Genomic DNA, 23,561 nt, shown 5'->3' with positions numbered 1-23,561 from the left:
GCCCTACGGTCGTGGCCTCAGCTCGCTATCGCATTCGCTTTGCATATAACGTTCTTGCCCGCTCGTAAGCGTCGTGGAGCAGCGGGATACACGTCCGCCAGGTTACTTCGGATGGCGACAAAACAGCGATCCAGCTCATCCAGCCATAAATTGGGTGCGGCGTGATTTGGTCGAGTTGCGTGAAGTCCCAAGGCCCTTCAATGATAGCGCCCTTACCAGGTCGCGCAGGCGGTCGGCCAAACAAATCGGCAAAACTGGCGCGGGAGATGCCTATGTTGAGCCGCCAGACCCCTTCCCGGTCGATACCTGATCCTTTGTCGTTCTCACCATCCTTTTGCTTGATGGTGGCGAAATAGGTGCCGCGTTTGAGACGATGCCCTGGATTATAGAAGTAAGAGACTTCACCCCATGCCGAAGTCGGCACAACGCCAGGCAGTTTGCTCGTGATGTAATTCTCAACGGTCGTGATCGGAACGGATGTTGGCTTCGACATGCTTCAAATAATCTTCGACGGTTTTGCCTGGCTCATCTTGAAATGTCAGGCCCGTTGCGATGCAGTCTTCTATCTTATCGATGCGGAAAGATCGAAAACCCTCTCGTAGCTTGCACCAGGCTGAGAGCGTCCACACATGACCCCAATAATCGGTCTGAAGCGGGCAGATCATGCGCTCTGAGTGCTTTCCTGACAGGCTCTCATAGGTGATCAGCAGGACCTCACGATTGCGAATGGCGCGGCGCAACAGCGGCATATGCTTGAGGCCAGCGCGAACGCGCTTGAACTCATAGAGGCCAAAGCCCCAGCTCTTGGGTGATTTTTTGCGGTTTGGCGCGTAGCTGGCGATCTTCTCATGCAGGGTATTGGCGCCCAGACGGAGCTCTTCGTCCGCCACCTCCTGCACGATAGACATGCCAAGACTGAGCGCTTCCAGCTCAATCATCGACAGCGCGAGCGGGGGCAGGAACACAGGCTCCCTGAGCATATAACCCACCCCACGCTCGCCCTCGACAGGAATCCCGGATGCAATCAAGGCACCAATGTCGCGATAGATTGTCCGCTCAGAAACCTCTAAGGCATCGGCAATATCGCGCGCCAAATGCAGACGCCCGTCACGGATGATCTCAACAATCTCCGAGAGCCGTTCGCTTCGGCGCATAATGCCCTGCTAGTTTACCGACACTTTCAGCTCGGTGTGATGCATCTTGACCGTTGAGCCGTCGATCGCTGATAGGAAAGCCCGGTTGCCCTCGACCGACCCGATGGCGGCAGCCGCTCCTTTGGCTGCGTCCATATCTGCCCACTCAATGTGCTCAATCCACTCGCCATCGGCGCTGCACGACAGGCGGCGTGCTATGAAACCAGGGCGAGAGGTGACGAAGTCGTTCAATGCCTTTGCGGTGTCGGCAAACTGCTCGCGGCTCACACCTTCGTTGAGTTTAAACGTTACGGTTTCGATTACATGATTGCTCATTGTTCTCTCCATCTCGGATTGCAGGTTTGATGGAGTGTAGGGGATAGCAACTGACAAAAACTGTCAGTTTGTTGGCGACCATTTTGCTCGTAGCTGTCATCAATTAGCTAGGTCAACAGCGGGCAAGAGCTAGAAACAGCCCCTACTCCGCCGCTTGTACGGAACTTTCCCGCCGCACCTTCCGCTTCGGGTTCTTCACCCGGTACCACTGGTAGAAGATGATCGAGAGACCCACGATCAACGGGATTGACCAAAGAGTGGGCGTGAGTGCTGCCTCAGGCAAAAAACGCACCGCGCCAAATGCGAAAAACGCCGTGTAGACCGAGATGCCGGTGCCCACCAGCGCTTTGATGTGCTCCATCAGCCAGTCCTTCACCCAAGGCTTCGGTTTGTAGAGAAACCAGAGGTTCGTCGCGACCGTTGCGTAACCGATGGTGGAAATGCCGATCATCAGTACCTGCCCATCAACCAGCCCATGGTAGGTGCAGTTGATCGTCGCTACCAAAAGCGCCGCTTGCAGAAACAGGTTCAACGGATCACGGATCGCCACCCGGTTCACCTTGTGCTTCACCGTCTGCCAGCCATACCAAGTGAGGTTGATGGTGAGGATGGCCAGATAAATCATCAGCCAGCCAAAAATGTCGCGGATCACGGTGACATCGCCAAAGTCGGGATGGGTCATCAGATGCGGGTGTGTGCCCGCCGGATCGTAGAGCGTTGTCAAACTGATCAATGTCGCAAAGCATCCAGTGGCAAGCATGCTGACGGTGAAAATGCGACCTGCCCGCACGTGCCACCAGCCACCTTTTTTGCCAGCCACCGGCACCCAAAAGATCACCAGACCAACAGCGCCAAACACGATGTGGCCCCACACCAAGGCGTGGAAGACATCAATGCTTGGAATGCCAAAGATCGTCAGGGCCTGCATGTCCACACTATGCGACAGTTGAGGGTGTCAAAGCCAGTAGATTTGTGGTGAATGTAGAGCGAATATCGCCCGATTGGCCATAATGAACAGTCCTTACATACCGCCTCGCCCTGTTTCTCTGCCCGCCATTGTTTCGCTCATCCGCGTGCTGCGCCAAGGCGATGGCGATCTTCTCAGCCTGTTGCCGATCACGGCCTATCGCGATCCTATAGGCCCGCTTGGCTATTCCCGCCGGTCCATCATCATTGCCAACGATCCAGCTTTGATCCGGGAAGTCTTGAGCGATGAGAACGAGATTTTTCCCAAAAGCGACCTGATGGTGAACGCCACCGAGGCACTGATCGGCGACTCCATCTTTGTCTCCTCAGGCGACACCTGGCGGCGACAACGTGCCATGGTGGACCCGGCTTTTACGGCCATGCGCATCAATCGCGCCTTCCCTGCCATGAGCGCAGGTGTGGATGAAGCCGAAGCATTCTTCGACAAAACACTCGCTCAAGGACGGTCCTTTTCGCTGGATAAGGCGATGGGTCATCTGGCAGCTGACATTATCTGCCGCACGGTGTTTTCCTCTTCGCTGAAGTCGGAGATCGCCAACCAAGTCTTTGATGACTTTGCGATTTTCGAGCGCTCTGTTGCGCAAGTTGAGGTGCTCCGGCTGATCTTTGACAAAGCGTGGAGCAAAGTGCCGCAAAAACCCGATGTGCTGGCGGCCTGCGCGCGTATTCGTTCGCATCTGGGCACCTGGATTGATGGTCATAGGGAAGCGCCCAAGGGCACCTATGACGACATTGCCTCAGCAGTCATCGCAGCCCGGGACGAGCAGACTGGCGAAGGCTTCACCCGCGAAGAACTGATCGACCAACTCGGTGTTTTCTTCTTGGCCGGACACGAAACCACCGCCAGCGCGCTCACCTGGGCCGTCTATCTGCTGGCCATGCATGCCCCGACCCGCGAACGCATGCGGGCCGAAGTGCAAGCGGTGGCAGGCGATGATCCCATCACCATTGAGCATACCAAGAAGCTCACCTTCACCCGTAATATGTTTCGCGAAACGCTGCGGCTCTATCCGCCCATCACCTTCCTGCCGCGTGTGGCGCTGCAAAGCACTCGGCTTGGAAAAAAGCGGATCAAAAAAGGCGCTCTGGTGATGATCGCGCCCTGGGTGGTGCATCGCCATCAGTGCTATTGGAAGGATCCAGATGTCTTCGATCCGGATCGCTTTTCACCAGAGCGCGAGGCGGAGATGACGCCGGGCTGCTACATCCCCTTTGGACAGGGCCAACGGCTGTGCTCCGGCGCTGCGTTCGCCACCATTGAAAGCACGTTGTTTCTAGCGCGGCTGGTTCGCGGCCACGATATTGAGATCGAAAACCCCGATGTGCGTCCCGTCGCGCGCATGACCACACGGCCCAATGAGCAAATCATGGTGAAGCTCCAAAAGCGCTAACGTCTCGCTGTTGATTGGCGGCCTACCCGCCAATGCAAAGCCACAGGCAGAGCGGCGAGTACCACCAACACACAAAGCAACACTTTTGACTGGCTTTCCATGATGCCCTCGATCAGTAGGGCGTGAGCCACAGTGCAGGCTACAATAATGGCTGCCAACCCAAGGTGAAGCACGCGCCACGTGATCCAACGCAACCTAAGCATGCCCCGCAGTGCGGCCAAACATGCTGTGGCAATCAACCCCCACATAGCAATCACACCCCACAGCGAGAACGGGGTTGGTGATACGAAAAGCAGTGCATCCACCACATCGGGCGGACTGGTGACCCAGAGGCCGCCAATATGTGCAAGCACTGCAACAACCAGCGCTCCACCCACCACTTTATGGATGCGTCTGCCTACAATCTTGGCGAAGCCCGGCAGATAGCCAGCAATCAAAAGAGGCTGCACCAAAAGTAACCCCAGGCCTATGATGCCTGCAAAACTTGATGCGATGTAGATCGGCTCGCGCCAGGCGAGCTGCGGACTGAAAGCCGCCAGCACAAGCGGCATACCCAGCGCCAGCAGGAGCCCCGCCCAAATCAGCAACCCACGCATGGGCAGCCCTGCCCCTAGGCTGGTTGCAGCACGAAATGGGCCTCAAGGCTGGTATCGCTGGATCGCGACATAACCGGGCGCAGGAACACCGTTTCAAAGGCTTCGCTGTCATACGCCAGATGCCCGTGCGCCTGGCCAAAGGCCGGCACAATCTGTGGCATATCCATGCGGAAAACCCCGTTGTCGTCGGTCAATGTGGCACCATGGCTGTGCAGGTCGCGCTCATGGCCCTCGGTTGTGTGCGCCCAAATCTGGATGCGCTGACCGGCAAGCGGCGCACCGTCACCGGCACGGCGCACAGTTCCTGCCATCATGAATCCGCCACCGCCTATCCGCTCCACGACTGGTGCACCCGGGCGATAATTGTTGGATCCACCGCGCATGGAACGTGTTGGCTCGACCGTTTGGGCCTTCGCTGTTGCTGGCAACAATAGACCGGCAGCACCCGTCGCGCCGGTAACAAGCAGGGTTCGTCGACTGAGAAGTTTTGATGACATTAAGCAGTCTCCTGACAACTTACTTTTGTAAGTAAGTGTTGAGCGCGAAAAATGACAACAATGGGTCGTGAGGAAAAATGAGGCAGACCTATCAAACGGGCTCGAACACCTGAGGAACACTCCGCCCCTCGCCTTCCAGCCAAGCTGGCACCGGCAAGCTCTTCTCGCGCAAAAACGCGGGATTGAACAGCTTGGACTGATAGCGCGTGCCGTAGTCGCAAAGGATGGTCACGATGGTTTTGCCCGGCCCAAGATCACGGGCAAGACGCATCGCACCAGCGACGTTGATGCCGGATGACCCGCCAAGAACCAGCCCTTCATGCTCAAGCAAATCAAAGACGATGGGCAGCGCTTCATCATCGGGGATGGAGTAAGAACGGTCGGGCTTAAAACCTTTCAGATTGGCCGTTTCGCGCCCTTGCCCGATTCCTTCGGTGATCGAGTTGCCCTCAGCCTTGAATTCACCAGTCGTGTAAAAGGAATGGATGGCCGAACCACCAGGGTCGGCTAGCGCAATGGTTACGCCTTTAGGCTGCAACGCCATGCCAACCCCCGCCAATGTGCCACCAGTACCCACCGCTGAAACGAAGCCGTCCACCTTGCCATCGGTTTGATCCCAGATTTCAGGGCCCGTCATTTCGATATGGGCCTGACGATTGGCGACATTGTCGAACTGATTGGCCCAAATCGCGCCATTGGGTTCGGTTTTGGCCAGTTCATCGGCCAGACGCTGTGAGTACTTCACGTAGTTGTTGGGGTTTTTGTAAGGAACCGCGGGCACTTCCACCAACTGTGCGCCCGCCAGCCGAAGCATATCCTTTTTCTCTTGGCTCTGCGTTTCAGGGATCACAATCACTGACTTGAAGCCAAGCGAAGCGCCCACCAAAGCCAGCCCGATGCCGGTGTTGCCCGCTGTGCCTTCAACAATCGTCCCGCCAGGCTTCAGCGCACCGCGATCCACCGCATCGCGGATGATGTAAAGCGCAGCCCGATCCTTGACCGACTGGCCGGGATTGAGAAACTCTGCCTTGCCCAAGATCTCGCAGCCCGTCGCTTCGGACGGTCCGCGAAGGCGGATGAGCGGCGTGTTGCCGATCATCGAGGCAAGATCAGAATGGGTGGCGGACATGGCAGGGCTCCTTACAACAAGGCAACCGTGATAGGCGCCCGCCACGCAAAGCTCAAGGCGCGAATACCATCTATTCGGACGATCAACGCAATGTCATTTTTATCAAACATCATTCAATGACATTTGATTGCGCCGCTAGAACCCCATTTGTGCGCGACCAAGCTCGGTCAGATCATCCAGCGTCGCGCGTCCCTTGAAGTCGACCTCATAGTTTTCAGCAGCAAAGTCAGGGGCGCTTTCACCAGCCAGGAACTTTTCCGCCTGCTTACGGGCATAGGCTTCGTTCTTCGCGCATTTGGGCGAGGCAGCAATGTAGATCACGTTCGCATAGTCTTTGCCGTGATGCTCATCACCCACAGCGTGCACCACATCTGGATGCCACCACACCGTATCACCTGGCTCGACCAACGGAATAGAAACCAATCCGTTGAGAATGTCCTGATGCCAGTCTGGGCTGCACGACAAAGCGCGGCCAGGTTGAGCACCGCAGAGATCATCGTCAGCCACATCGTCTTGCAGCGCGCGCAGCAGCATGTAGGCGATACCCTTTGCCGATGGGATCACCCGCAGTGTGCCATCCTCGGGACCTTGTGGTGTCAAGCATGTCCAACCTTGGAAGGTGCGGAACATGGAGCAGACAGCAGGCGATGCATACTCGCGTGTTTGCGTTCGGAACGTCGCCTTCCAGGGGTCGTAATCCTGCCAATGCCCCTCATAGATCGCGCCATAGATGCGTTGATAGGCCGGGTCCACCCAACGCTCATACGACCCTGAATCCATATGCGGTGAAAGGCCCAAAGTCGTGTCGCCGGGCTCGCGGCGGCGCGTGCGATCCGCATAGGCGTAGTCCATGTCGGGATCGAACTCATCGCCCATCGGACCATCAACATCCCAGAGCCGGTTGAGAAAGCTTTTGGTCGCCGCCATGCTTTCTGCCTGCCGCGCCATAACCTGCGGCTTGGACCAGTATAGCCCGTAGATCTGCGGCGCTCCGGCCTTCAACTGGCTGAAGTATTTGTCCATGCCAGCTTTTTCTTTTTGCTTGGCCAGATAGTCGTTCTCAGCGATGTAATCACCAAGCTCCGCGTTCCAGCTTTCCGCCTGCGCCTTTGGAAAAACACCACGAACAATGGCGGTTCCGGTGCGGCGAATGGCATCGACGGTTGCAGCAGGAACACGACCCGCCTGCACATCGGCATAGTTCACTTCCGGTATATTTGGGCGGCCTTGCGCGTCGTTCTCGGCAATGGTGTCGACCTCACGCAGCATCGCCTCGCGCACTGAGTTGAAGGCTGCTTTCACATCTTGCAAACCGCGCAAATGCTGCTTGGTGTCGCGAATATAGGTGGCAAGATCAGCGCTCATCAAAGGTCTCCCAATAGATCGGCCGCTCTTATGGACAGATATGGGCGGCTCTTTTTTTCACGCGCAGTTGAGCACCGCGATGCCCCACGATCAAGCCAAGATGTGAGCATCTGATGCCAGTTCTTTGCGCTCGCGCATTGGCAGAGCGACGCAAAGATCGCTATGCACGCTCCCGATTGTGCAAAGCATGTGCTTGGGAGACGTGATGGCCAACCTGTTTCTTGGGATTGATGCTGGCTCCTCGGTGCTGAAGGCAGCAGTTTTTGATGCGACCGGTAGGCAAGTCAGCGTCGCAAGCGCCCATACGCCATTGCAACGACCTCAGCAGGGCTGGGTCGAAGCCGATCCACAAGCCTGTCTCGATGCGCTTGAGCACGTTATTGCTGAAACCATCAAAGGTCACGAAGAAGCCATCAAAGCTATCGGGATTTCAGGCGCCATGGTCGGTGCTTGGCTGGTGGACGAAGACGGCAAAGCCCTGCGAGCAGGCATCAACTGGGAGGACAGCCGCAGCCAAGACTTACTCGAAGCCATGATAGCTGACCGCCCATCGCTTATGTCGGACATCTTTTCGGTGTCCGGGTCGGTGCTGCAGCAAGGCTGCACCCTACCAGTTCTCGCCTGGTTCAAACAAAACCAGCCGGATCTCTTAGCGCGAACGGCGCACGTGCTCACCTACAAGGATTTCCTGCGCCATCACCTCACAGGAACTTTTGCGGCAGACCGAAGCGAAGCGGCCGTACTTCCCGGCGACGCACGATCACAGGATCGCAGCCCAGAATTAATGGACATGTTCGGGATCGCCGACTTGACCCGCTTACTGCCCAGTGTATCAGACAGCCAAGATGTCGTTGGTCATCTCGCTCCCGAGGCAGCAGAACGCACGGGCTTGCAGACGGGTACTCCCGTCGTTGCAGGTGCAGGCGATGTGATTGCCAATGTCATCGGCGCCAATGGATTGAAGGCGGGTGCAGCGACAGCAATCCTCGGCACAACTTGTATGGTCGGTGTCTGTCACGACGAACCAGTTTTCACGCCCGCTGACCTTGGCCTGCTGTTCTCTCTGCCAGACCGGCATTGGTATCGCGCGATGGTCAACGTGGCAGGAACGCTCAACCTCGATTGGACGCTCAAGCTTTTTGCTCCTGACCTAAAAGACGATCCGAACCGCTTCTCAAAGGTCAATGCAATGGTCGCCAACACGCCAATAGGAGCCAATGGCGTTACGTATCTGCCCTATCTGAGCGAGAGCGGCATCATCGCACCAATCGCCGACCCTAACGCTCGAGCCCAGTTTTGTGGCCTGCATGCTGGCCACGACCGCGCTGACATAGTGCGTGCCGTTTATGAGGGCGTCGCGTTTGCGATAGCCGACCTCGTGGATCTGCTATCCATCAAACCCGACATGCCCATCACCCTGACGGGCGGCGGCAGCCATAGCTCAGTATGGTGCCAGATAATCGCCGACGTGACTGGCAGGCCCATTCTTGTGCCTGAAGGCTCGGAGTTCGGTGCCAAGGGTGCAGCCCTCTTGGCTGCCACCGCTATTGGCACATTTGCAAGCGTAAAAGAGGCATCGCGGGCCACGTCGGCAACCGGGACGCTAACCCAACCGGAAACGGCATCACACCAGTCTTGGGTTGAGGCTCGCGACCGTTTCGCAAAGCACCGCGACGCCCTTCTTCACTAACCGGTACCACCCAACAACTCGCATCGAACCATCGGCCCTTGCCAATCCAAAAATTGGTATATACCATTTTTGTACTGGTATAGTCCTTTGCTGTCTACGGAAACCGTCATCCATGCCTGAACCTCAGCAGGCCCGCTACCGACAGATCGCTTCGGCGTTGGAAGCCGACATCCTGTCCGGCCGTTTAAAAGCGGGTGAGCAGTTACCCTCTGAGCGGGCCATGGCAGAACAGCTTGGCATCAGCCGCATGACCGCGCGCAAAGCGCTCGAACAATTGGCTGGGCGCGGCATGTTGGAAACACGGGTTGGCCACGGCACCTTCGTCGGCACACCGCGTATCCGGCAGGAGCTTTCAGCTCTTTCTGGCTTCACTGAAGAGATGGAACGCCAAGGGCGCACAACATCAAGTATTGTTGTGGAGGCACAGCATTGCGCACCAACAGACGAAGCGGCCAAAGCGCTCAAGCTTGGTCCTAAACAGTTGGTGTACCGTCTGACGCGTGTTCGTCTGGCCGATGAAATGCCGGTCGCCTTTGAACGCACGGAGATCGACGCAGCGCGTGCGCCCGATCTGCTATCAAAGGCTGATTTTGCGACATCCTCGCTTTACGGCAACCTTAAGCGTCACTTTGGCATCGTACCGGTCATTGCCGAGCAGACGCTGGAAGCTGCGCTGGCCGATCAGTCCATCGCACTGACGCTCAGCATTGACCCAGGTGCGGCGGTCCTCATGCAAACCCGGTTGACCTTCGACAACACCAACCGACCCTTCGAGTTTGTAAGGTCCACCTATCGTGGCAATGCTTTCCAGATGAAGGTTCAACTCACCATCCCTGCCGAGGCGCACGCATGAACTCTGTTGCTAACGCGTATTTGGATGAACTCTGCCAGCGGCTCAGCGCGCTAAAGAACGAGGCTGCCAAGCCGATGGCAGCTGCCATAAATGCCATTGTTGAAACGGTGAGCAAGGATGGCTTGGTCTACGTGTTTGGCACCGGCCATTCACACATGCTGGCTGAAGAAGTGCATTACCGCGCCGGTGGCCCAGCCTTTACCGTGCCCATTCTCGCATCTGGGCTGATGCTTCACGAGGGCGCCATCGCATCGACGGCCATGGAACGCAATGAAGGCGTGATCAAGCCGCTGTTTGATCGCTATCCGATCACCAGCAACGATGTGCTTTTTGTTGCGTCCAACTCCGGCACCAATGCTGCACCACTGGGAGCGGCACGCTTAGGCAAACAGATCGGTTGCACGGTCATCGCAATCACATCTGTGGCCTATTCCACCGCCAGCGCCAATGGTCGGGAAAAACTCGCTGATGTGGCTGATATCGTCATCGACAATGGCACGCCGCCTGGCGACGCGATCGTGCAACTGCCTGGCACTGATTTGAAGTCAGGTCCGGCGTCCACCGCCATCGGTGTCGCCATCATCAACGCCATCTTCGCCGAAGTCGCCCACCGGCTGGCCGAGCAACACGAACCACCGATCTACCTGAGCGCCAACATGCCCGGCGCGAAGGAGAGCAACAGGGCGTTGGTCGAGCGCTACGCCAAGCGCAACCGACACCTGTAGAATGCCCCGTGACAACAGATCCCACAGGGAGGGACATGGTATGAAAATCGCCTTCAGAACACTGCTCGCAACAGCCATGCTGACCGTTCCAGCAACGGCGTTTGCCGACGCTGTCGAGATCACGCTTTGGCACATGGAGCAACCGCCACACCGGGTGGAACGCATCCAAATGCTGATCGACGAGTTCAACGCCGCCAACCCGGACATTGTGGTCTCGCAGGAACCGCAAAACTGGGGCGAGATCTATGCCAAAGCGCCTGCCGCACTGGCCGCTGGAACCGGGCCAGATATGCTGTTCGCCATTCCTGATTTCGCACCCATCCTGAAAGAAATGGGTGCACTGACGTCGGTGGAAGATTTCGTGACTGAGCTCGACGCTGAGCACGATTTTGTGGATAGCACTGTTGAAGCCTACAGCTATGATGATGGCGTCTGGGCGGTGCCGCTCTACAACATGACGCTCAATCTCTGGTACCGCAAAAGCGTGCTGGAAGAGGCTGGCATCGACGTGCCCACAAGCTGGGACGAGTGGCACGCAGCCGCTGAAGCTCTCACCACCGATGGCCGTTTTGGTATGGGGCTGCCAGCCAACCGCCAGCTCTACACCGACCAGACGATTTACTCGGTCATGGTCAATGGCGGCGCTTCAGAAATCTATGACGAAGATGGCAGTCTACGGTTCGATAACGAGGACACAGTCGCCGCGTACGACTTCTATAATTCCATGATGGAGTTCTCTCCACCGGACGCAACGTCTTGGACATGGGGCGAGGCCGAAGCCTGCTTTGCATCGGCCAGCTGCGGCATGATCATGCAGTTCACGGTGATCTCCACCTATGAAAACCAGGCTGAAGGTGATGCATCCGATCTAGGCGTTGCTGCCATACCAACCCGCGATGGCTCAGACGACAATGCCACCATTGCCTACGCCAATGCCGTAATGCTGCTGAGCCAGGAAGAAGCCGAGCGAGAAGCTTCACAAGAGTTCATTCGCTTCCTGCTTCAGCCAGAAAACTATGGCCGCTTCCTCAACATGGAGCCGGGCCTCTTCATGCCGGTGACAGCCGATGGTGCGACGGCGGAGTCGTTCTGGAGCGACCCGGTTGTGCAAGAGTATCGCGATCAGATCGAAACGGTCATCGCGAACGGCCAGAACGGCAAGCTTTTCGGCTTTACCTCTGGCCGTGTGTTCCCAGCAATTGCATCCATTTCGGCGCAGAACGTGCTCGCTGAAACCCTGCAAAGCGTGGTCGTCAGCCACATGGAGCCCGCAGACGCAGTAGAAGCAGGCCAGGCCCGCATGGAAGACCTCTCACGCTAAACTGAAGGCTTCGCCGTGGCACGCAAACCGGTCCTTGCTTTCGCGTTCGTCGCCCCGGCACTGCTGTTTCTGGCGGCCACCCTTGCGTGGCCGCTGGTTTCTGCCTTCATACTCAGCCTACAAAATGTCCGCGGCATTGGCACCAGCGGCCAGTGGGTTGGGTTTGAGAACTATCGCTTCATCCTAACCTATGCCGCCTTTTGGGAGTCGGCTGGGCTAAGCCTTGTTTGGGTATTAGCTAATGCGGTTGTTCAAACAGTTCTTGCGCTTGCCGCAGCGCTTATCCTCCATCAGAAGTTCCCCGGTGTACGCGTCGCGCGCACATGGATCATCCTCACCTGGATCGTGCCCACCGTCGTTGTGGTGATGATCTGGCGCTGGTTGTTCTCCACATCCGGCGGCATGATCAATCCGCTCCTGATGCAACTTGGAATATTGGATCGCCCAGTTGGTTTTTTTGCCACGCCAGAAAGCGCCTTTGCCACACTGGTGTTCATCAATTCCTGGCGATGGTTTCCTTTCATTGCGCTGATGATGCTGGCTGGCCTTTCGCGCATACCAACCGAGCTCTATGAAGCTGCACGCATCGATGGGGCAAACGCCTTCAAGCGCTTCACCCGCATCACATGGCCACTGTTGGCACCGACGCTCACCGTGTTGCTGATCATCGGTACGCTGCTCTCTTTCAACGTGTTCGACATCATCTGGCTGATGACGCAGGGGGGGCCAGCAGGCGGTACGCGCACGCTCCCCATCCTCATCTATGAGACCGCCTTCCGCAGCTACCGGATGAGCGAGGCCGCAACCATCGCTGTGCTTGCAACAATCCTTCTCATGGCCTTTGCGGTGCTGGCCACCCGATCCCTCGCGCGCTCCGGAGAGGAAAGATGACGCGTGGATTGAAATGGAATGCCCTGCTTGTTGTGGGTGTGCTTTTCTTCGTGGCGTTGGTCGGGCTGCCGTTCTGGTGGGTGGTCTCTGGATCTTTCAAGATACCCCAGGAAATCATCGCTCGCGTCCCGACGATGTTCCCGCAATCGTTCACGTTGGAACACTACCAAAAGCTGCTCTCGTCCTCGGACTACGGAACGTATTTGGTCAATTCGTTGGTCGTTTCCAGCCTGTCAGCTCTCATCACACTGCTGCTGGCGATCCCCGCGGGTTACGCCTTCTTCCGCTTGGAATTCAAAGGCCGCGAAACCTACTACCGCATCATTTTGCTCGCCTACGCTTTCCCATCGATCGTCGTGCTGATCCCACTCTTCGGCATGTTCGCCAAAGCAGGATTGGTGGACACACGTTTGGCCCTCATCATCGTCAATGTGGCCTTCGCTCTGCCCTTTGCAATTTGGATGCTGCGATCCTTTTTCGCTTCCATACCCAAAGAGATTGAGGAAGCCGCTCGGCTCGATGGCGGACCACCGCTAACGGTGCTTTGGCGCATCATGATCCCACTCACCGCACCTGGTATCGCAGCGGTGGCAATCTTCGCCTTTGTCACCTCCTGGACCGAATATGTGTTCGCCTCGGTGATGATCCTCTCGGATGCGCGACGCACCATTCCGGTCGGGTTTTCCGGCATCATCGGCCAGTACCAGGTCGATTGGGGATTACTGCTCGCCGGGGCGAGCCTTGCCATCCTACCGGTGGTGATTGTGTTTGCTTTCATCGGCCGCTGGTTTGTCACCGGCCTCACCGAAGGAGCTGTCAAATAATGCTATGTTTGGAGTTCGCCCATGGCCGTCACTGAGCTGAAAGGCGTCAGCAAATCCTTCGGTTCGGTCCGGGTGATCGAGCCTTTGGATCTGACCGTGGAAAGCGGTGAGTTCATGGTCATCGTTGGCCCATCCGGCTGCGGAAAGTCCACATTGCTGCGAATGGTTGCAGGCCTGGAAACCGTCTCAGGCGGCACCATCGCCATCGACGGCGTTGATGTCACCGGCAAAGAACCCTCCGAGCGCGGTGTCGCCATGGTCTTCCAGACATACGCTCTCTACCCGCATATGAGCGTGCGCGAGAACATGAGCTTTGGCCTGGAAATGGCCGGTGTTCCCAAATCCGAGCGTGAAATCCTGGTTCAGAAGGCAGCAGCAACGTTGCAGCTGGAGGACTATCTGGATCGCAAGCCCAAACAGCTATCGGGAGGTCAGCGCCAGCGCGTTGCCATCGGACGCACAATTGTCCGTGACCCGAAAGTCTTTTTGTTCGATGAGCCGCTATCGAACCTCGACGCCGAACTGCGTGTTCAAATGCGTTTGGAAATCGCCAAGCTGCACCGCGAGCTTGGCGCAACCATGATCTATGTGACCCATGATCAGGTGGAAGCGATGACACTCGCCACACGCATTGTTGTTCTCCGTGACGGGCGCATTGAGCAGGTGGGCACACCAAACGAACTCTACACTGATCCCGACAACACTTTTGTCGCAGGCTTCATAGGGTCGCCACAAATGAATTTGATCCCAGCACACGTGACGGGGACCAACGACGATGGTCATGCTCTGGTCGACATTCCAACCCTCGAAGTATCAGGCTTTGCTGTGCCACTGCGTGATGCCGAGGCTACCTTGCCAAGTGATGCGGTTTTTGGTGTGCGCCCAGAAGATTTGATTCAATGCGGACAAGATGAACCAAGTGACTTCACCTTGATCTGCGAACTGGTGGAGGACCTTGGTAGTAACGTCTTCCTTTACAATGCCGCCAGCCGGGAGGACGCTATCGTTGCCGAGCTACCGCGGGGCGCACATCCAGGCTACGGCGACCCTGTCCCTTTCCGCGTATCGAACGGAGCGTCCTACCTCTTCACATCCAATGGCCGTAGGCTCTGATAGGATGCGCCCGCGATGAAGGTTCTTGTTCTGCCCACCGCTGAGCGTGCTGCCGCCCGCACCGCTGGCCTTGTGGCTGACACCGTCGCAACGACAGATCAACCTGTTCTTGGGCTCGCCACTGGCTCCACAATGGAGCAGGTCTATGCCGACCTTGTCACGCTCCACCGCACTGACTCACTGTCCTTTGCAACCACGACGACTTTCAATTTGGATGAGTATGTCGGCCTATCGCCAGACCATCCCCAAAGCTATCGGCAAACGATGGAAGCACTGCTCTTCTCCCACGTTGATTTGCACCCACAAGCTTGTCACCTGCCCCGCGGCAATGCTCCAAACCCCTATGCCGAAGCCGAACGCTACGAAGCGGCGATAGCTGCCAAAGGCGGTATCGATCTGCAACTGCTCGGCATCGGTCACAATGGTCACATCGGTTTCAATGAACCAACCTCCAGCCTAGGCGCGCGCACGCGCATCAAGACACTGACGCGCAGCACACGTGAGGCCAATGCGCGCTTCTTCGATGACCCAAAAGACGTGCCGCGCTACGCCATCACGATGGGCATCGCGACCATTCTGGACGCGCGTCACGCGGTTCTGCTTGCAACAGGCTCGTCAAAGGCTGAAGCCGTCGCTCGCATGATCGAGGGGCCATTGGGAGCCGATTGCCCGGCCACTGCCCTTCAGATGCATCCCAGAACAACCGTTGTTGTTGATCGAGAGGCAGCAGCCAAGCTGTGCATGATCGATTACTATCTGGAAATCCATCCTGATGGTGAGGAGCCAGACCTTGGTTGATCATGGCGACCCCATCAACACGATCTTCGCTCGCGATCTCTATGATGGTTTAGCCGACGAGTCACGCGCCAACCAATTGATCACCATTGCGGACGGCATCATCGAAGATGTCCAACCGTTAGGTGCTGGAGAAACCGTGCCATCCGGCACCATAGAAACAAAAGTGGCGGCGCCCGGTTTCATTGACATCCAGATCAATGGTGCAGCCGATACGCAGTTCAATGAGGAACCGACTACGAACGCCATCGCGCGTATAGCAAGTGGGGCGCGCAACGGCGGGACCGCGCATATCATGCCAACGTTCATCACAGCACCAAAAGCCGATTACACCAAAGCCATTACAGCGGCCAATGAGGCGCTAGATCGCGAAGTACCGGGCATTCTCGGCGTCCATTTGGAGGGACCATTTCTGTCACCAGAGCGCCCTGGCATCCATCCGAAAGAGTTCATTCGCTCGCTCGAACCGGCTGATGTGGATGTGATAAATCAGGCCAATGGGACCGTGCTTCTCACCCTTGCGCCAGAGTGCCAGAGTCACGGACTAATCCGCCAACTGGTAGCGTCTGGCACTCGTGTTTTCATCGGTCATTCCAACGCCACAAAATCGGAAGTGGAGCGCGCGATTGAGGCCGGTGTCAGCGGCGTAACACATCTTTTCAATGCCCAATCGCAAATCTCAGCCCGTGATCCCGGCGTGGTTGGTTGCGCATTGATGTGCCCAGAACTCTTTGCGGGCATCATCGCCGACGGTTTGCATGTCGATCAGCAAAATCTTGCTATGGTCGCTAAGCTGATGCCTGACCGTTTGTGCCTGGTAACTGACGCCATGAAGACGCTCGCTGGCACAATAACCAGCTTCGACCTTTACGGTACGCCAATCACGCTTAACCAAGGTCGTCTGACAGGGCCAGACGGAACACTCGCCGGTGCCCACTTGGCAATGGATCAAGCTGTACGTAACGCCATCGCGTTGATGGACATGTCGCCAGCTCAAGCCATGCGGATGGCGAGTTTGAACCCGGCCAAAGCATTGGGTTTGTCAGGAGAACTCGGCACCGTTCAAATAGGACACCGCGCGAGCTTCACACTGCTTGATGATGGGTTTCAAGCGATGGGAGTGGTGGTCGACGGCAACGCGTTTCTCGCACAGTAAGGCCAGTTTCAGGTCACACGCACTGTCAGTTCGCCGATGCCAACGATACGGCCGTGCATCACATCACCACGCTGAACTGGCCCAACACCAGACGGCGTACCAGTCATGATCACATCGCCAGATTGCAGCACGAAGTAGCGCGATAGAATCGCAATGACTTCCGGAACCTTCCAGATCATCTGGTTGAGGTCACCGCTCTGACGCCGCTCCCCATTGATCTCCAGCGTCACCTCGCCTTCCTCAGGATGACCGCATACCGCTCCTGGGACGAGCGGTCCGCAGGGGGCCGACTTCTCAAACGATTTGCCGACCTCCCATGGACGGCCCATCGCCTTGGCCTCGCCCTGGAGATCACGACGCGTCATATCGAGCCCAACCCCGTAACCGAAAACATGATCACGGGCCTGATCAATACCGATGTCACTGCCCCCTTTGGAGAGCGCGACAATCATCTCCAGCTCATGGTGCACATCACTCGACATGGAAGGATAAGGAAACACACCATCGCTGGTTAGGCTCGACGGACTCTTGAAGAAAAAAAATGGTGCTTCCTTGCCGGGATCATGACCCATTTCAACGGCATGCGCAGCATAGTTGCGTCCGATGCAGAAGACGCGACTCACTGGGAACAGATGGTCCGTGCCAACAACGGGAAGTGCTGGCTGTTCTGGCGGCGCAATCACATAGGTCATTCTGGACTTCCGTACCCTCTGCACCAAGTTTTGTGTCGAACGGAGCGCCTCAAACCGTCAAGGCAATGGGAAGCTGGCGTCAGGCGCGAGCAAATCTGCGGTTCATGGCACGAAGGTTCTAGCATTCATCAATTGCCCAATACATTAGAATGATTGTACACTATTCCAACAAAAGCGAAGCAAGGCAGAAGCGCTATGGAAAACAAACGCAGCGTTGTCATCCTCGACGATTGCGAGGTCGATCAGTTTTTTGTTCGCCGCACAATCGATGCAACCCAGTGGTTTTCGCACGTTGACCAGTTTGTCGACTCACGTGAGGCGTTGGCGTTCTTCCTATCCAAAAAAATCAATAGTACAGGCGACGCCGTTGATTTGCTTTTGCTGGATTTTCGCATGCCGCATTTCAACGGCGTGCAATTCCTGCATCAAATCCGGTCTTGCAAACTCGGCGGGCTGATCAAAAGCGTGGCCGTCATGATGACCGTCCCACTGCTGCAATGCGACGCCGACGCCTTTCGCAATGCCCACCCAGATGTGCACTTTCTTGACAAGCCGCTTAAGCGCGAGGCGCTCGGCTCAATGATCGGTGCAACTCAGATTGACCAGTACGAACAGTGTGTTGCTTAGCGTGATCGCGAATACGCATGGTGCTCGCATCTAGTTGCTCAGAATGCGCTTAGACATTTCGGCTATCAGTTGATCCTCCGAGGCAGCCATCTTGCTCGCCTCAACCTTCCCATCGATTTGCAAAAACGAATGGCCGTGCACGAACGTCCACAAAAGGTACGATCTTAGCTGAACATCAGTCTCACTCGTACCTTCAGGCATCGCAGCGGCGACTTCACGCAGCACGATGCCATAGGTCTCCTGCCCCGTGCACATAATCTCCGGGTCACTGGCATGGGTTTCGGTTAGTCCGAACATCAACCGAAAAACACCCGGCTCCGCACGGGCAAAATCTACATAGGATTGGCCCACCGCATCGATCTTTCCAAAATTGGCGGCGGATGCTCCATCGGCCGCCTGCTGCATCGCGGAGCCTAGCCGGTGCATACCCTCCAATGCCACGGCGCGAACGATCTCCATCTTGTCGTGAAAGTGCTTGTAAGGCGCTGCACTGCTGACGCCCGCCATCCGCGCTGCTTCAGAGATGGAAAACCCGTCGACGCCCTTTTGTTCCACCAATTGTCGAACAGTTTCAATGAGATGCGCGCGCAAATCTCCATGATGATAGGCCTCGCGCCTGTCGGTTGGCTGAGATGTCTGAGGCTCTTTTTTCACAAATTGCACCTTAGGGCCTTGTCAAAGTAAGTGACGTTTACATATGTGGTCGGCGATGAAGTAAGTGATGCTTACCAAGAAGGCAAGAGACACCCATGAACCGGACACCTTCCAAATCGCCGCTTGGCCCGCGCCTTGTCAAACGCTTCCTAACTCTAAGCGGTACCAGTGCCGTCATTCTGCTCGCTGGTGGACTTGTCCTAGGCGGCGTGACGTTGCTCTCCGAGCGCGCCGATGCGGTGCTTGGTCCATCGCCAGCCCCGATCACTGTCGTGAGCGCGACAACCATTTCGCCCCAATCCGGTCTCACCGTCACACGTCGCTTTCAAGGACAGGTCGAAGCGGCACAAAGTGTCAGCCTCGCATTCCAACAAGCCGGGGAAATCGAGCAACTGCTCGTCGATGAGGGCGACGTTGTGCAAGCCGGTCAAGTCATTGCCCAACTCGACACGCGGATCTTGGATGCTGAGCGCCAGCGCCTTCAAGCCTCGCGCCGCGCCATCGAGGCCCAGGTGGAGCTGGCCGAACTAACCACCCAGCGTCAAAGCGAACTACGGGATCGGGGTTTCGCCTCGGAACAAACACTCGACACCGCGCGCTTAACCCTGGCCGATCTAGAGGCGCGCATCGCTGAAATTGATGCCAGCATGACCCGGATTGATGTGCAGCTGTCACAAACACAGCTGGTTGCACCTTTTGATGGAACAGTCGCATCACGCCTGGTGGATGATGGTACAGTTGCCTCAGTCGGCCAACCTATTGTGAACCTGCTGGAGGACAGTACACCGCTGTTTCGCGTTGGCGTCGATCCAGCTCTGGCATCAAGTCTAACCGAGCTCGACAACGTCAGCATCACCATCAATGGCGTCGACTATGACGCGGCGTTTGAAGGCTTTCGCCCAGACCTTGACCCGCAGACGCGTACACGCACCGCACTCTTTGAGATTGATACCAACGATCCCGTTTACTTGGAGGCTGGCACCCTCACTTTACAGCCTGTCATTGATCAGTTGGGCTATGTGGTCCCCGTGACCGCCCTGCAAGATGGCGTGCGCGGTCTATGGACGCTTCTCTCCCTAACCCCGTCGGTAGAAACCAGCACCTACACAGTTGGCCTGGAAGCTGTCGAAGTGCTGCACTTGGAGGGTGATCTAGCCTTTGTCCGGGGCACCTTCATCGACGACCTCATGATCATCGACAATGGCGCCCATCGCGTGGTGCCCGGTGCGCACGTGCGTCTGGCTAATGAACGAACCGAGCAAGGAGAACGCTGATGGAAAGCCTCACCTTCCGCCAACCGCGCCTTATCGCCCTCGCCTTGCTTGTGATTATAGCTGCCGGTCTCTCGTCTCTGTTGGCCATAGGTCGCCAAGAAGACCCAACCATCACCAACCTCTTTGCCACTGTCACAACGGTGTTTCCTGGAGCCGATCCCGCTCGGGTGGAAGCGCTGGTCACCGCCGAGGTGGAAGATGTGCTGCGCGAAGTGGCCGAGGTCGACGTGATCACCTCAGCCTCCTCCACGGGCATTTCAATTGTGTCCGTTGAGCTGGGCGTCACAGTTCCCGATGATCGCATTGAAGAGGTATGGGCAGAAATCCGCGATGATCTCGCCGACCTTTCCCCCGCGCTACCCACCGATGCTCTGGAACCTGAATTTGAGACGGGCGGTGGCAGCGCCTACGCCGCCATCGTGGCGATCAGCAGCCAAAGGGCGGGCATCTCACCGACCATCGCCGCCCGCTATGCCCGCGATTTAGCGCAAGAACTACGCAACATACCAGGAACCGAAGCCGTTGATCTGTTCGGCCTGCCCAAGGATGAGGTTTTGGTACGTCTCGATCCCGTGGCCACCGCTGCGCTTGGCCTGTCAGCTTCGGATGTGTCTCAAGCCATTGCGCAAGCTGACGCTAAGGGTCAGGCCGGTCGCGTGCGCGGAACCGAAAGCGATTTTCTGATCAACATTGATGGCGAGGTCGAGGCACTGGATCGCTTGAGCCAAATCGTTGTGCGGCAAAGCGCCGATGGAAGCGTGGCGTATCTGGATCAGATCGCTGAGATCACCCGTGGCCCACGACTGCCAGTCGAAGAAAGCGCTCTTTACAACGGCCAGCCTGCAATCCTGCTTGGCGCCAAACTCGAAGAAGGTCTTCAGGTCGATGTCTGGGCGGGGTTCGTCCGCGACACTATAGGCGACTACAGTCAGCTTGTGCCGGGCGGTTTGGCGCTCGATCTAACCTTCGATCAAAGCCGCTACACCAGCGACCGCCTGTTGGAGGTCGGCACCAACATGGCCATCGGTGTGGCACTGGTCGTTGGTGTGCTCTTGCTCACGCTCGGCTTTCGCTCTGCGATGATTGTTGCGCTGATCCTGCCCATCGTGACGCTGGCGACGCTCGCAACCATGAACTTTATCGGATTGGCGATCCATCAAATGTCGGTGACCGGGCTCATCGTTGCGCTTGGTCTCTTGGTCGATGCCGGCATTGTCATGACTGACGAAGTGGGACAGCGCCTTGCCAAAGGTATGACACGTGTAGAGGCGGTGCGACGGTCGGTCAGACGACTGTTCGCACCGCTGTTGGCTTCCACCGTCACCACCGCACTCTCCTTTACACCGCTCATCCTTCTGCCGGGTCCGGCTGGGGATTTTGTTGGCTCCATCGCCATCGCCGTCGTTATCATGCTTTGCTGGTCGTTCGTTGTGGCGATCACCCTAACGCCAGCCATCGCCGGACATCTGCTGCCCGCCAACGGGAAGCGCGGCGGATTGCAAGGCGGAGTCATCGCGCATGTCTTCAAAGCATCGCTTGGCTGGGCGGTGGCAAACCCTATCCGCTCCATCGCGCTATCTTTGGTTCTACCCATTATGGGCTTTCTCAGCCTACCAACACTTACAGCGCAGTTCTTTCCAGGCGTTGATCGCGATCAGTTCTATATTGAGATCGACTTGCCGCCTGGAAGCGCCATTACGGCAACGCAAGAGACAGTTGCTCAGATCGACGAACAATTGCGCGCTGATGATCGCATCAACCAAATCATGTGGGTGGTTGGGCGGTCCGGTCCGGCTTTCTACTACAACATCGTTGGCGCACGAGAGAACGCACCGGGCCACGCCCAGGCGCTCATCACAACCACCTCGCCCGACGCGACCGAGGCCTTACTGCCGGAGCTTCAGCGCAATCTCGCAATGACCGCCCCAGAAGCAGAAGTGCTCGTACGCGGCTTAGTCCAAGGCCCACCCGTGGCGGCACCTGTCGAAATCCGGCTGATCGGAGAAAACATACAAACGCTTCGTGAGCTGGGAGACGAAGCTCAGCAGATCATAGCGAGCGTCGATAGCGTTCTCATGGTGCGCGGCACCATTGGTCCAGGCGCGCCAAAAGCCATCATAGATGTGGATGAAGCACAGGCACGCCTGATCGGCCTCGATCTGGGAGGAATCGCCCGCCAGCTGCAGGCGAGTCTGGAAGGCGTGACCGGCGGTTCGATGGTGGAGGGCGCCGAAGAGTTGCCCATTCGTGTGCGCCTTGGCGATGCGAGCCGGGACGATCTTCAAGCGATCCGCGACCTGCCCATCCTTCTGCCTAGCGCGGCGCAGAGATCCGCAGAGGGCCAATGGCCAGCCATGCCTCTCTCGGCCATTTCAACCATCCGCCTTGAACCGGCGGCCAGCACCATCACCCGCCGCAATGGCGAACGCGCCAACACCGTTCAGGCGTTCATCCTGCGCGGGGTGCTGCCCGAAGAGGCTCTTGTTGAAGTCCAGGCAGCTCTTGATGAGGCTGGCTTTGCTCTACCACCCGGCTACCGGATGGAGCTAGGAGGAGACAGTGATGCGCGCGCCAGCACGCTCGGCGACCTTTTGGCGTCCCTCGGCCTCATCATCACGCTGACCATCGCGGCCATCGCGCTCACCTTCAACGCGTTCCGCCTCACCGCCATTGCTTTGGTTGTTTGCGGCCTCAGTGCTGGGCTCTCTATGCTTGCGCTGGCCGTTTTCCAATATCCCTTTGGCATCAATGCCATCATTGGTGTGATCGGGTCGATTGGCGTCTCTGTGAACGCGGCCATCATCATCCTCACGGGTCTGCAAGCCAGTGAAGGCGCCATGCGTGGCGACAAATCAGCAATGGTGGACGTGTTGATGGGCTCAAGCCGTCACATCGTCTCCACTACCATCACCACCTTTGGCGGATTCCTGCCCCTGATCTTGGCTGGCGGTGGGTTCTGGCCACCCTTTGCTATGTCGGTGGCAGGTGGCGTCCTGTTGTCCACAGTCGTTTCGTTCTACTTTACACCGCCCATGTTCGTGCTCGCCTATGCGCGCCGGGCAATAAAGCTGGGCGAGCAATCGGAGGGAAGCAGAGCCAGCAAGCAGCACAGTCCAGCCAATGATGTTGGATTGCCAGCTAATGTGCAGGTGGCTGCGGAATGAAAGAGGGAGCAAGCGAAATCTATGTCTCGATCACAGGCCTGAAACTAAGATCGCCGCTGCAAGCCCCTCTCTTCTCCTGGCACGCCATGCGCTCTTTTTCGCAAGCATCCAGTGCACCAGGTAACCTCTCAACCGATGCACGCAAGGTCGACGGCATTCATCACACACTGACTGTCTGGACATCGCGTGAGGCCATGCTCACCTACCTGAGATCCGCTGCCCATCTAAAAGCTATGAAAGCATTCAAATCCATCGGAACCGGCAAGGTGCATGGCTATCATTCGAAGAATACGCCATCCTGGGCTGAAGCATTGGCCATTTGGCGTGAAAATTCTCGTGCGGTCTGAT

24 protein-coding genes are annotated in these 23,561 nt (G+C 57.2%); 14 read left to right on the top strand and 10 right to left on the bottom strand.

Annotated elements, in window-relative coordinates; all coding sequences use genetic code 11:
- Positions 1-25: 25 nt before the first annotated feature.
- The 4 genes from ABWH92_RS08915 to ABWH92_RS08900 all read right to left on the bottom strand — a co-directional run bounded on the left by ABWH92_RS08915 (position 26) and on the right by ABWH92_RS08900 (position 2,397).
- Positions 26-493, bottom strand: coding sequence for a DUF6194 family protein (locus tag ABWH92_RS08915; RefSeq protein ID WP_375574055.1), 468 nt, complete (start codon positions 491-493; stop codon positions 26-28).
- Entirely contained in the window at positions 456-1,154 is a 699-nt protein-coding gene (locus ABWH92_RS08910; protein ID WP_375574053.1) for a helix-turn-helix transcriptional regulator, read from the bottom strand. The genes ABWH92_RS08915 and ABWH92_RS08910 overlap by 38 nt, the downstream gene beginning before the upstream one ends.
- Before the next feature lie 9 nt (positions 1,155-1,163).
- Positions 1,164-1,469, bottom strand: a complete 306-nt coding sequence (locus ABWH92_RS08905; protein ID WP_375574051.1) for a hypothetical protein — start codon at positions 1,467-1,469, stop codon at positions 1,164-1,166.
- 142 nt (positions 1,470-1,611) lie between these two features.
- Entirely contained in the window at positions 1,612-2,397 is a 786-nt protein-coding gene (locus ABWH92_RS08900; RefSeq protein WP_375574049.1) for a hypothetical protein, read from the bottom strand.
- A gap of 82 nt (positions 2,398-2,479) precedes the next feature.
- Here ABWH92_RS08900 and ABWH92_RS08895 point away from each other — a divergent pair, with 82 nt between their 5' ends.
- Positions 2,480-3,847, top strand: a complete 1,368-nt coding sequence (locus ABWH92_RS08895; RefSeq protein WP_375574047.1) for a cytochrome P450 — start codon at positions 2,480-2,482, stop codon at positions 3,845-3,847.
- On the opposite strand, the gene ABWH92_RS08890 is transcribed toward ABWH92_RS08895, so the two are convergent.
- The 4 genes from ABWH92_RS08890 to ABWH92_RS08875 form a co-directional block, all read right to left on the bottom strand.
- A complete protein-coding gene (locus ABWH92_RS08890) occupies positions 3,844-4,443 on the bottom strand; it encodes a ferric reductase (RefSeq protein ID WP_375574046.1) in 600 nt (199 codons plus the stop codon). The genes ABWH92_RS08895 and ABWH92_RS08890 overlap by 4 nt on opposite strands.
- A 14-nt stretch (positions 4,444-4,457) precedes the next feature.
- A complete protein-coding gene (locus tag ABWH92_RS08885) occupies positions 4,458-4,940 on the bottom strand; it encodes a twin-arginine translocation pathway signal (RefSeq protein WP_375574044.1) in 483 nt (160 codons plus the stop codon).
- Positions 4,941-5,031: 91 nt separating this feature from the next.
- Positions 5,032-6,069: a cysteine synthase A gene (locus ABWH92_RS08880; RefSeq protein WP_375574043.1), complete on the bottom strand. Its 1,038-nt coding sequence runs from the start codon at positions 6,067-6,069 to the stop codon at positions 5,032-5,034.
- A gap of 135 nt (positions 6,070-6,204) precedes the next feature.
- Positions 6,205-7,434 carry a YbiU family protein gene (locus ABWH92_RS08875; protein WP_375574041.1) on the bottom strand — a complete coding sequence of 410 codons (1,230 nt, stop codon included), beginning with the start codon at positions 7,432-7,434 and terminating at the stop codon, positions 6,205-6,207.
- Positions 7,435-7,639: 205 nt separating this feature from the next.
- Between ABWH92_RS08875 and ABWH92_RS08870 the strand changes: the two genes are divergently transcribed.
- The 9 genes from ABWH92_RS08870 to nagA all read left to right on the top strand — a co-directional run bounded on the left by ABWH92_RS08870 (position 7,640) and on the right by nagA (position 16,802).
- Positions 7,640-9,124 carry an FGGY-family carbohydrate kinase gene (locus tag ABWH92_RS08870; protein ID WP_375574039.1) on the top strand — a complete coding sequence of 495 codons (1,485 nt, stop codon included), beginning with the start codon at positions 7,640-7,642 and terminating at the stop codon, positions 9,122-9,124.
- Positions 9,125-9,236: 112 nt separating this feature from the next.
- Positions 9,237-9,977, top strand: a complete 741-nt coding sequence (locus tag ABWH92_RS08865; RefSeq protein WP_375574037.1) for a GntR family transcriptional regulator — start codon at positions 9,237-9,239, stop codon at positions 9,975-9,977.
- Complete coding sequence (locus tag ABWH92_RS08860) at positions 9,974-10,702, top strand: SIS domain-containing protein (protein ID WP_375574035.1); 729 nt, start codon at positions 9,974-9,976, stop codon at positions 10,700-10,702. The genes ABWH92_RS08865 and ABWH92_RS08860 overlap by 4 nt, the downstream gene beginning before the upstream one ends.
- Positions 10,703-10,742: 40 nt before the next feature.
- A complete protein-coding gene (locus tag ABWH92_RS08855; protein ID WP_375574033.1) occupies positions 10,743-12,023 on the top strand; it encodes an ABC transporter substrate-binding protein in 1,281 nt (426 codons plus the stop codon).
- Positions 12,024-12,038: 15 nt separating this feature from the next.
- A complete protein-coding gene (locus tag ABWH92_RS08850; protein WP_375574032.1) occupies positions 12,039-12,914 on the top strand; it encodes a carbohydrate ABC transporter permease in 876 nt (291 codons plus the stop codon).
- Positions 12,911-13,738: a carbohydrate ABC transporter permease gene (locus ABWH92_RS08845; RefSeq protein WP_375574030.1), complete on the top strand. Its 828-nt coding sequence runs from the start codon at positions 12,911-12,913 to the stop codon at positions 13,736-13,738. The genes ABWH92_RS08850 and ABWH92_RS08845 overlap by 4 nt, the downstream gene beginning before the upstream one ends.
- A gap of 21 nt (positions 13,739-13,759) precedes the next feature.
- Positions 13,760-14,851, top strand: a complete 1,092-nt coding sequence (locus ABWH92_RS08840) for an ABC transporter ATP-binding protein (RefSeq protein ID WP_375574028.1) — start codon at positions 13,760-13,762, stop codon at positions 14,849-14,851.
- A gap of 15 nt (positions 14,852-14,866) precedes the next feature.
- Positions 14,867-15,649: a glucosamine-6-phosphate deaminase gene (nagB, locus tag ABWH92_RS08835; protein ID WP_375574026.1), complete on the top strand. Its 783-nt coding sequence runs from the start codon at positions 14,867-14,869 to the stop codon at positions 15,647-15,649.
- Complete coding sequence (gene nagA / locus ABWH92_RS08830; RefSeq protein ID WP_375574025.1) at positions 15,642-16,802, top strand: N-acetylglucosamine-6-phosphate deacetylase; 1,161 nt, start codon at positions 15,642-15,644, stop codon at positions 16,800-16,802. The genes nagB and nagA overlap by 8 nt, the downstream gene beginning before the upstream one ends.
- Positions 16,803-16,810: 8 nt before the next feature.
- Here the strand turns inward: nagA and ABWH92_RS08825 are convergent, their stop codons facing one another.
- The gene (locus ABWH92_RS08825) at positions 16,811-17,494 is read right to left on the bottom strand and encodes a fumarylacetoacetate hydrolase family protein (RefSeq protein WP_375574023.1); all 684 of its coding nucleotides are present in this window, start codon (positions 17,492-17,494) and stop codon (positions 16,811-16,813) included.
- 195 nt (positions 17,495-17,689) lie between these two features.
- Between ABWH92_RS08825 and ABWH92_RS08820 the strand changes: the two genes are divergently transcribed.
- Positions 17,690-18,121 carry a response regulator gene (locus ABWH92_RS08820; protein ID WP_375574021.1) on the top strand — a complete coding sequence of 144 codons (432 nt, stop codon included), beginning with the start codon at positions 17,690-17,692 and terminating at the stop codon, positions 18,119-18,121.
- Positions 18,122-18,151: 30 nt separating this feature from the next.
- Here ABWH92_RS08820 and ABWH92_RS08815 read toward each other — a convergent pair whose 3' ends face one another.
- A complete protein-coding gene (locus ABWH92_RS08815; RefSeq protein WP_375574019.1) occupies positions 18,152-18,775 on the bottom strand; it encodes a TetR/AcrR family transcriptional regulator in 624 nt (207 codons plus the stop codon).
- 95 nt (positions 18,776-18,870) lie between these two features.
- Between ABWH92_RS08815 and ABWH92_RS08810 the strand changes: the two genes are divergently transcribed.
- The 3 genes from ABWH92_RS08810 to ABWH92_RS08800 are packed head-to-tail and all read left to right on the top strand — an operon-like array spanning position 18,871 to position 23,560.
- Positions 18,871-20,049 carry an efflux RND transporter periplasmic adaptor subunit gene (locus tag ABWH92_RS08810; RefSeq protein ID WP_375574017.1) on the top strand — a complete coding sequence of 393 codons (1,179 nt, stop codon included), beginning with the start codon at positions 18,871-18,873 and terminating at the stop codon, positions 20,047-20,049.
- Positions 20,049-23,213 (top strand): efflux RND transporter permease subunit, encoded by a 3,165-nt coding sequence (locus tag ABWH92_RS08805; protein ID WP_375574015.1) that lies wholly within the window; start codon positions 20,049-20,051, stop codon positions 23,211-23,213. Before ABWH92_RS08810 ends, ABWH92_RS08805 begins: the two co-directional genes overlap by 1 nt.
- Complete coding sequence (locus ABWH92_RS08800) at positions 23,210-23,560, top strand: antibiotic biosynthesis monooxygenase family protein (protein WP_375574013.1); 351 nt, start codon at positions 23,210-23,212, stop codon at positions 23,558-23,560. The genes ABWH92_RS08805 and ABWH92_RS08800 overlap by 4 nt, the downstream gene beginning before the upstream one ends.
- Position 23,561 lies beyond the last annotated feature (1 nt).

Source organism: Ahrensia marina (genome assembly GCF_042140245.1).
Classification (GTDB): Bacteria; Pseudomonadota; Alphaproteobacteria; order Rhizobiales; family MH13; genus MH13.
This window is presented reverse-complemented; position numbering and strand designations above follow the sequence as displayed.

Excerpts from the sequence above, each read along its gene's own strand:
- ABWH92_RS08870 (WP_375574039.1), top strand. The coding sequence starts at position 7,640 with ATGGCCAACCTGTTTCTTGGGATTGATGCTGGCTCCTCGGTGCTGAAG.
- ABWH92_RS08845 (WP_375574030.1), top strand. The coding sequence starts at position 12,911 with ATGACGCGTGGATTGAAATGGAATGCCCTGCTTGTTGTGGGTGTGCTT.
- ABWH92_RS08915 (WP_375574055.1), bottom strand. The coding sequence starts at position 493 with ATGTCGAAGCCAACATCCGTTCCGATCACGACCGTTGAGAATTACATC.
- ABWH92_RS08800 (WP_375574013.1), top strand. The coding sequence starts at position 23,210 with ATGAAAGAGGGAGCAAGCGAAATCTATGTCTCGATCACAGGCCTGAAA.
- ABWH92_RS08820 (WP_375574021.1), top strand. The coding sequence starts at position 17,690 with ATGGAAAACAAACGCAGCGTTGTCATCCTCGACGATTGCGAGGTCGAT.
- ABWH92_RS08825 (WP_375574023.1), bottom strand. The coding sequence starts at position 17,494 with ATGACCTATGTGATTGCGCCGCCAGAACAGCCAGCACTTCCCGTTGTT.
- ABWH92_RS08840 (WP_375574028.1), top strand. The coding sequence starts at position 13,760 with ATGGCCGTCACTGAGCTGAAAGGCGTCAGCAAATCCTTCGGTTCGGTC.
- ABWH92_RS08880 (WP_375574043.1), bottom strand. The coding sequence starts at position 6,069 with ATGTCCGCCACCCATTCTGATCTTGCCTCGATGATCGGCAACACGCCG.
- ABWH92_RS08900 (WP_375574049.1), bottom strand. The coding sequence starts at position 2,397 with ATGCAGGCCCTGACGATCTTTGGCATTCCAAGCATTGATGTCTTCCAC.
- nagB (WP_375574026.1), top strand. The coding sequence starts at position 14,867 with ATGAAGGTTCTTGTTCTGCCCACCGCTGAGCGTGCTGCCGCCCGCACC.
- ABWH92_RS08860 (WP_375574035.1), top strand. The coding sequence starts at position 9,974 with ATGAACTCTGTTGCTAACGCGTATTTGGATGAACTCTGCCAGCGGCTC.
- ABWH92_RS08855 (WP_375574033.1), top strand. The coding sequence starts at position 10,743 with ATGAAAATCGCCTTCAGAACACTGCTCGCAACAGCCATGCTGACCGTT.
- ABWH92_RS08885 (WP_375574044.1), bottom strand. The coding sequence starts at position 4,940 with ATGTCATCAAAACTTCTCAGTCGACGAACCCTGCTTGTTACCGGCGCG.
- ABWH92_RS08805 (WP_375574015.1), top strand. The coding sequence starts at position 20,049 with ATGGAAAGCCTCACCTTCCGCCAACCGCGCCTTATCGCCCTCGCCTTG.
- ABWH92_RS08875 (WP_375574041.1), bottom strand. The coding sequence starts at position 7,434 with ATGAGCGCTGATCTTGCCACCTATATTCGCGACACCAAGCAGCATTTG.
- ABWH92_RS08905 (WP_375574051.1), bottom strand. The coding sequence starts at position 1,469 with ATGAGCAATCATGTAATCGAAACCGTAACGTTTAAACTCAACGAAGGT.
- ABWH92_RS08890 (WP_375574046.1), bottom strand. The coding sequence starts at position 4,443 with ATGCGTGGGTTGCTGATTTGGGCGGGGCTCCTGCTGGCGCTGGGTATG.
- ABWH92_RS08865 (WP_375574037.1), top strand. The coding sequence starts at position 9,237 with ATGCCTGAACCTCAGCAGGCCCGCTACCGACAGATCGCTTCGGCGTTG.
- ABWH92_RS08910 (WP_375574053.1), bottom strand. The coding sequence starts at position 1,154 with ATGCGCCGAAGCGAACGGCTCTCGGAGATTGTTGAGATCATCCGTGAC.
- ABWH92_RS08810 (WP_375574017.1), top strand. The coding sequence starts at position 18,871 with ATGAACCGGACACCTTCCAAATCGCCGCTTGGCCCGCGCCTTGTCAAA.
- ABWH92_RS08895 (WP_375574047.1), top strand. The coding sequence starts at position 2,480 with ATGAACAGTCCTTACATACCGCCTCGCCCTGTTTCTCTGCCCGCCATT.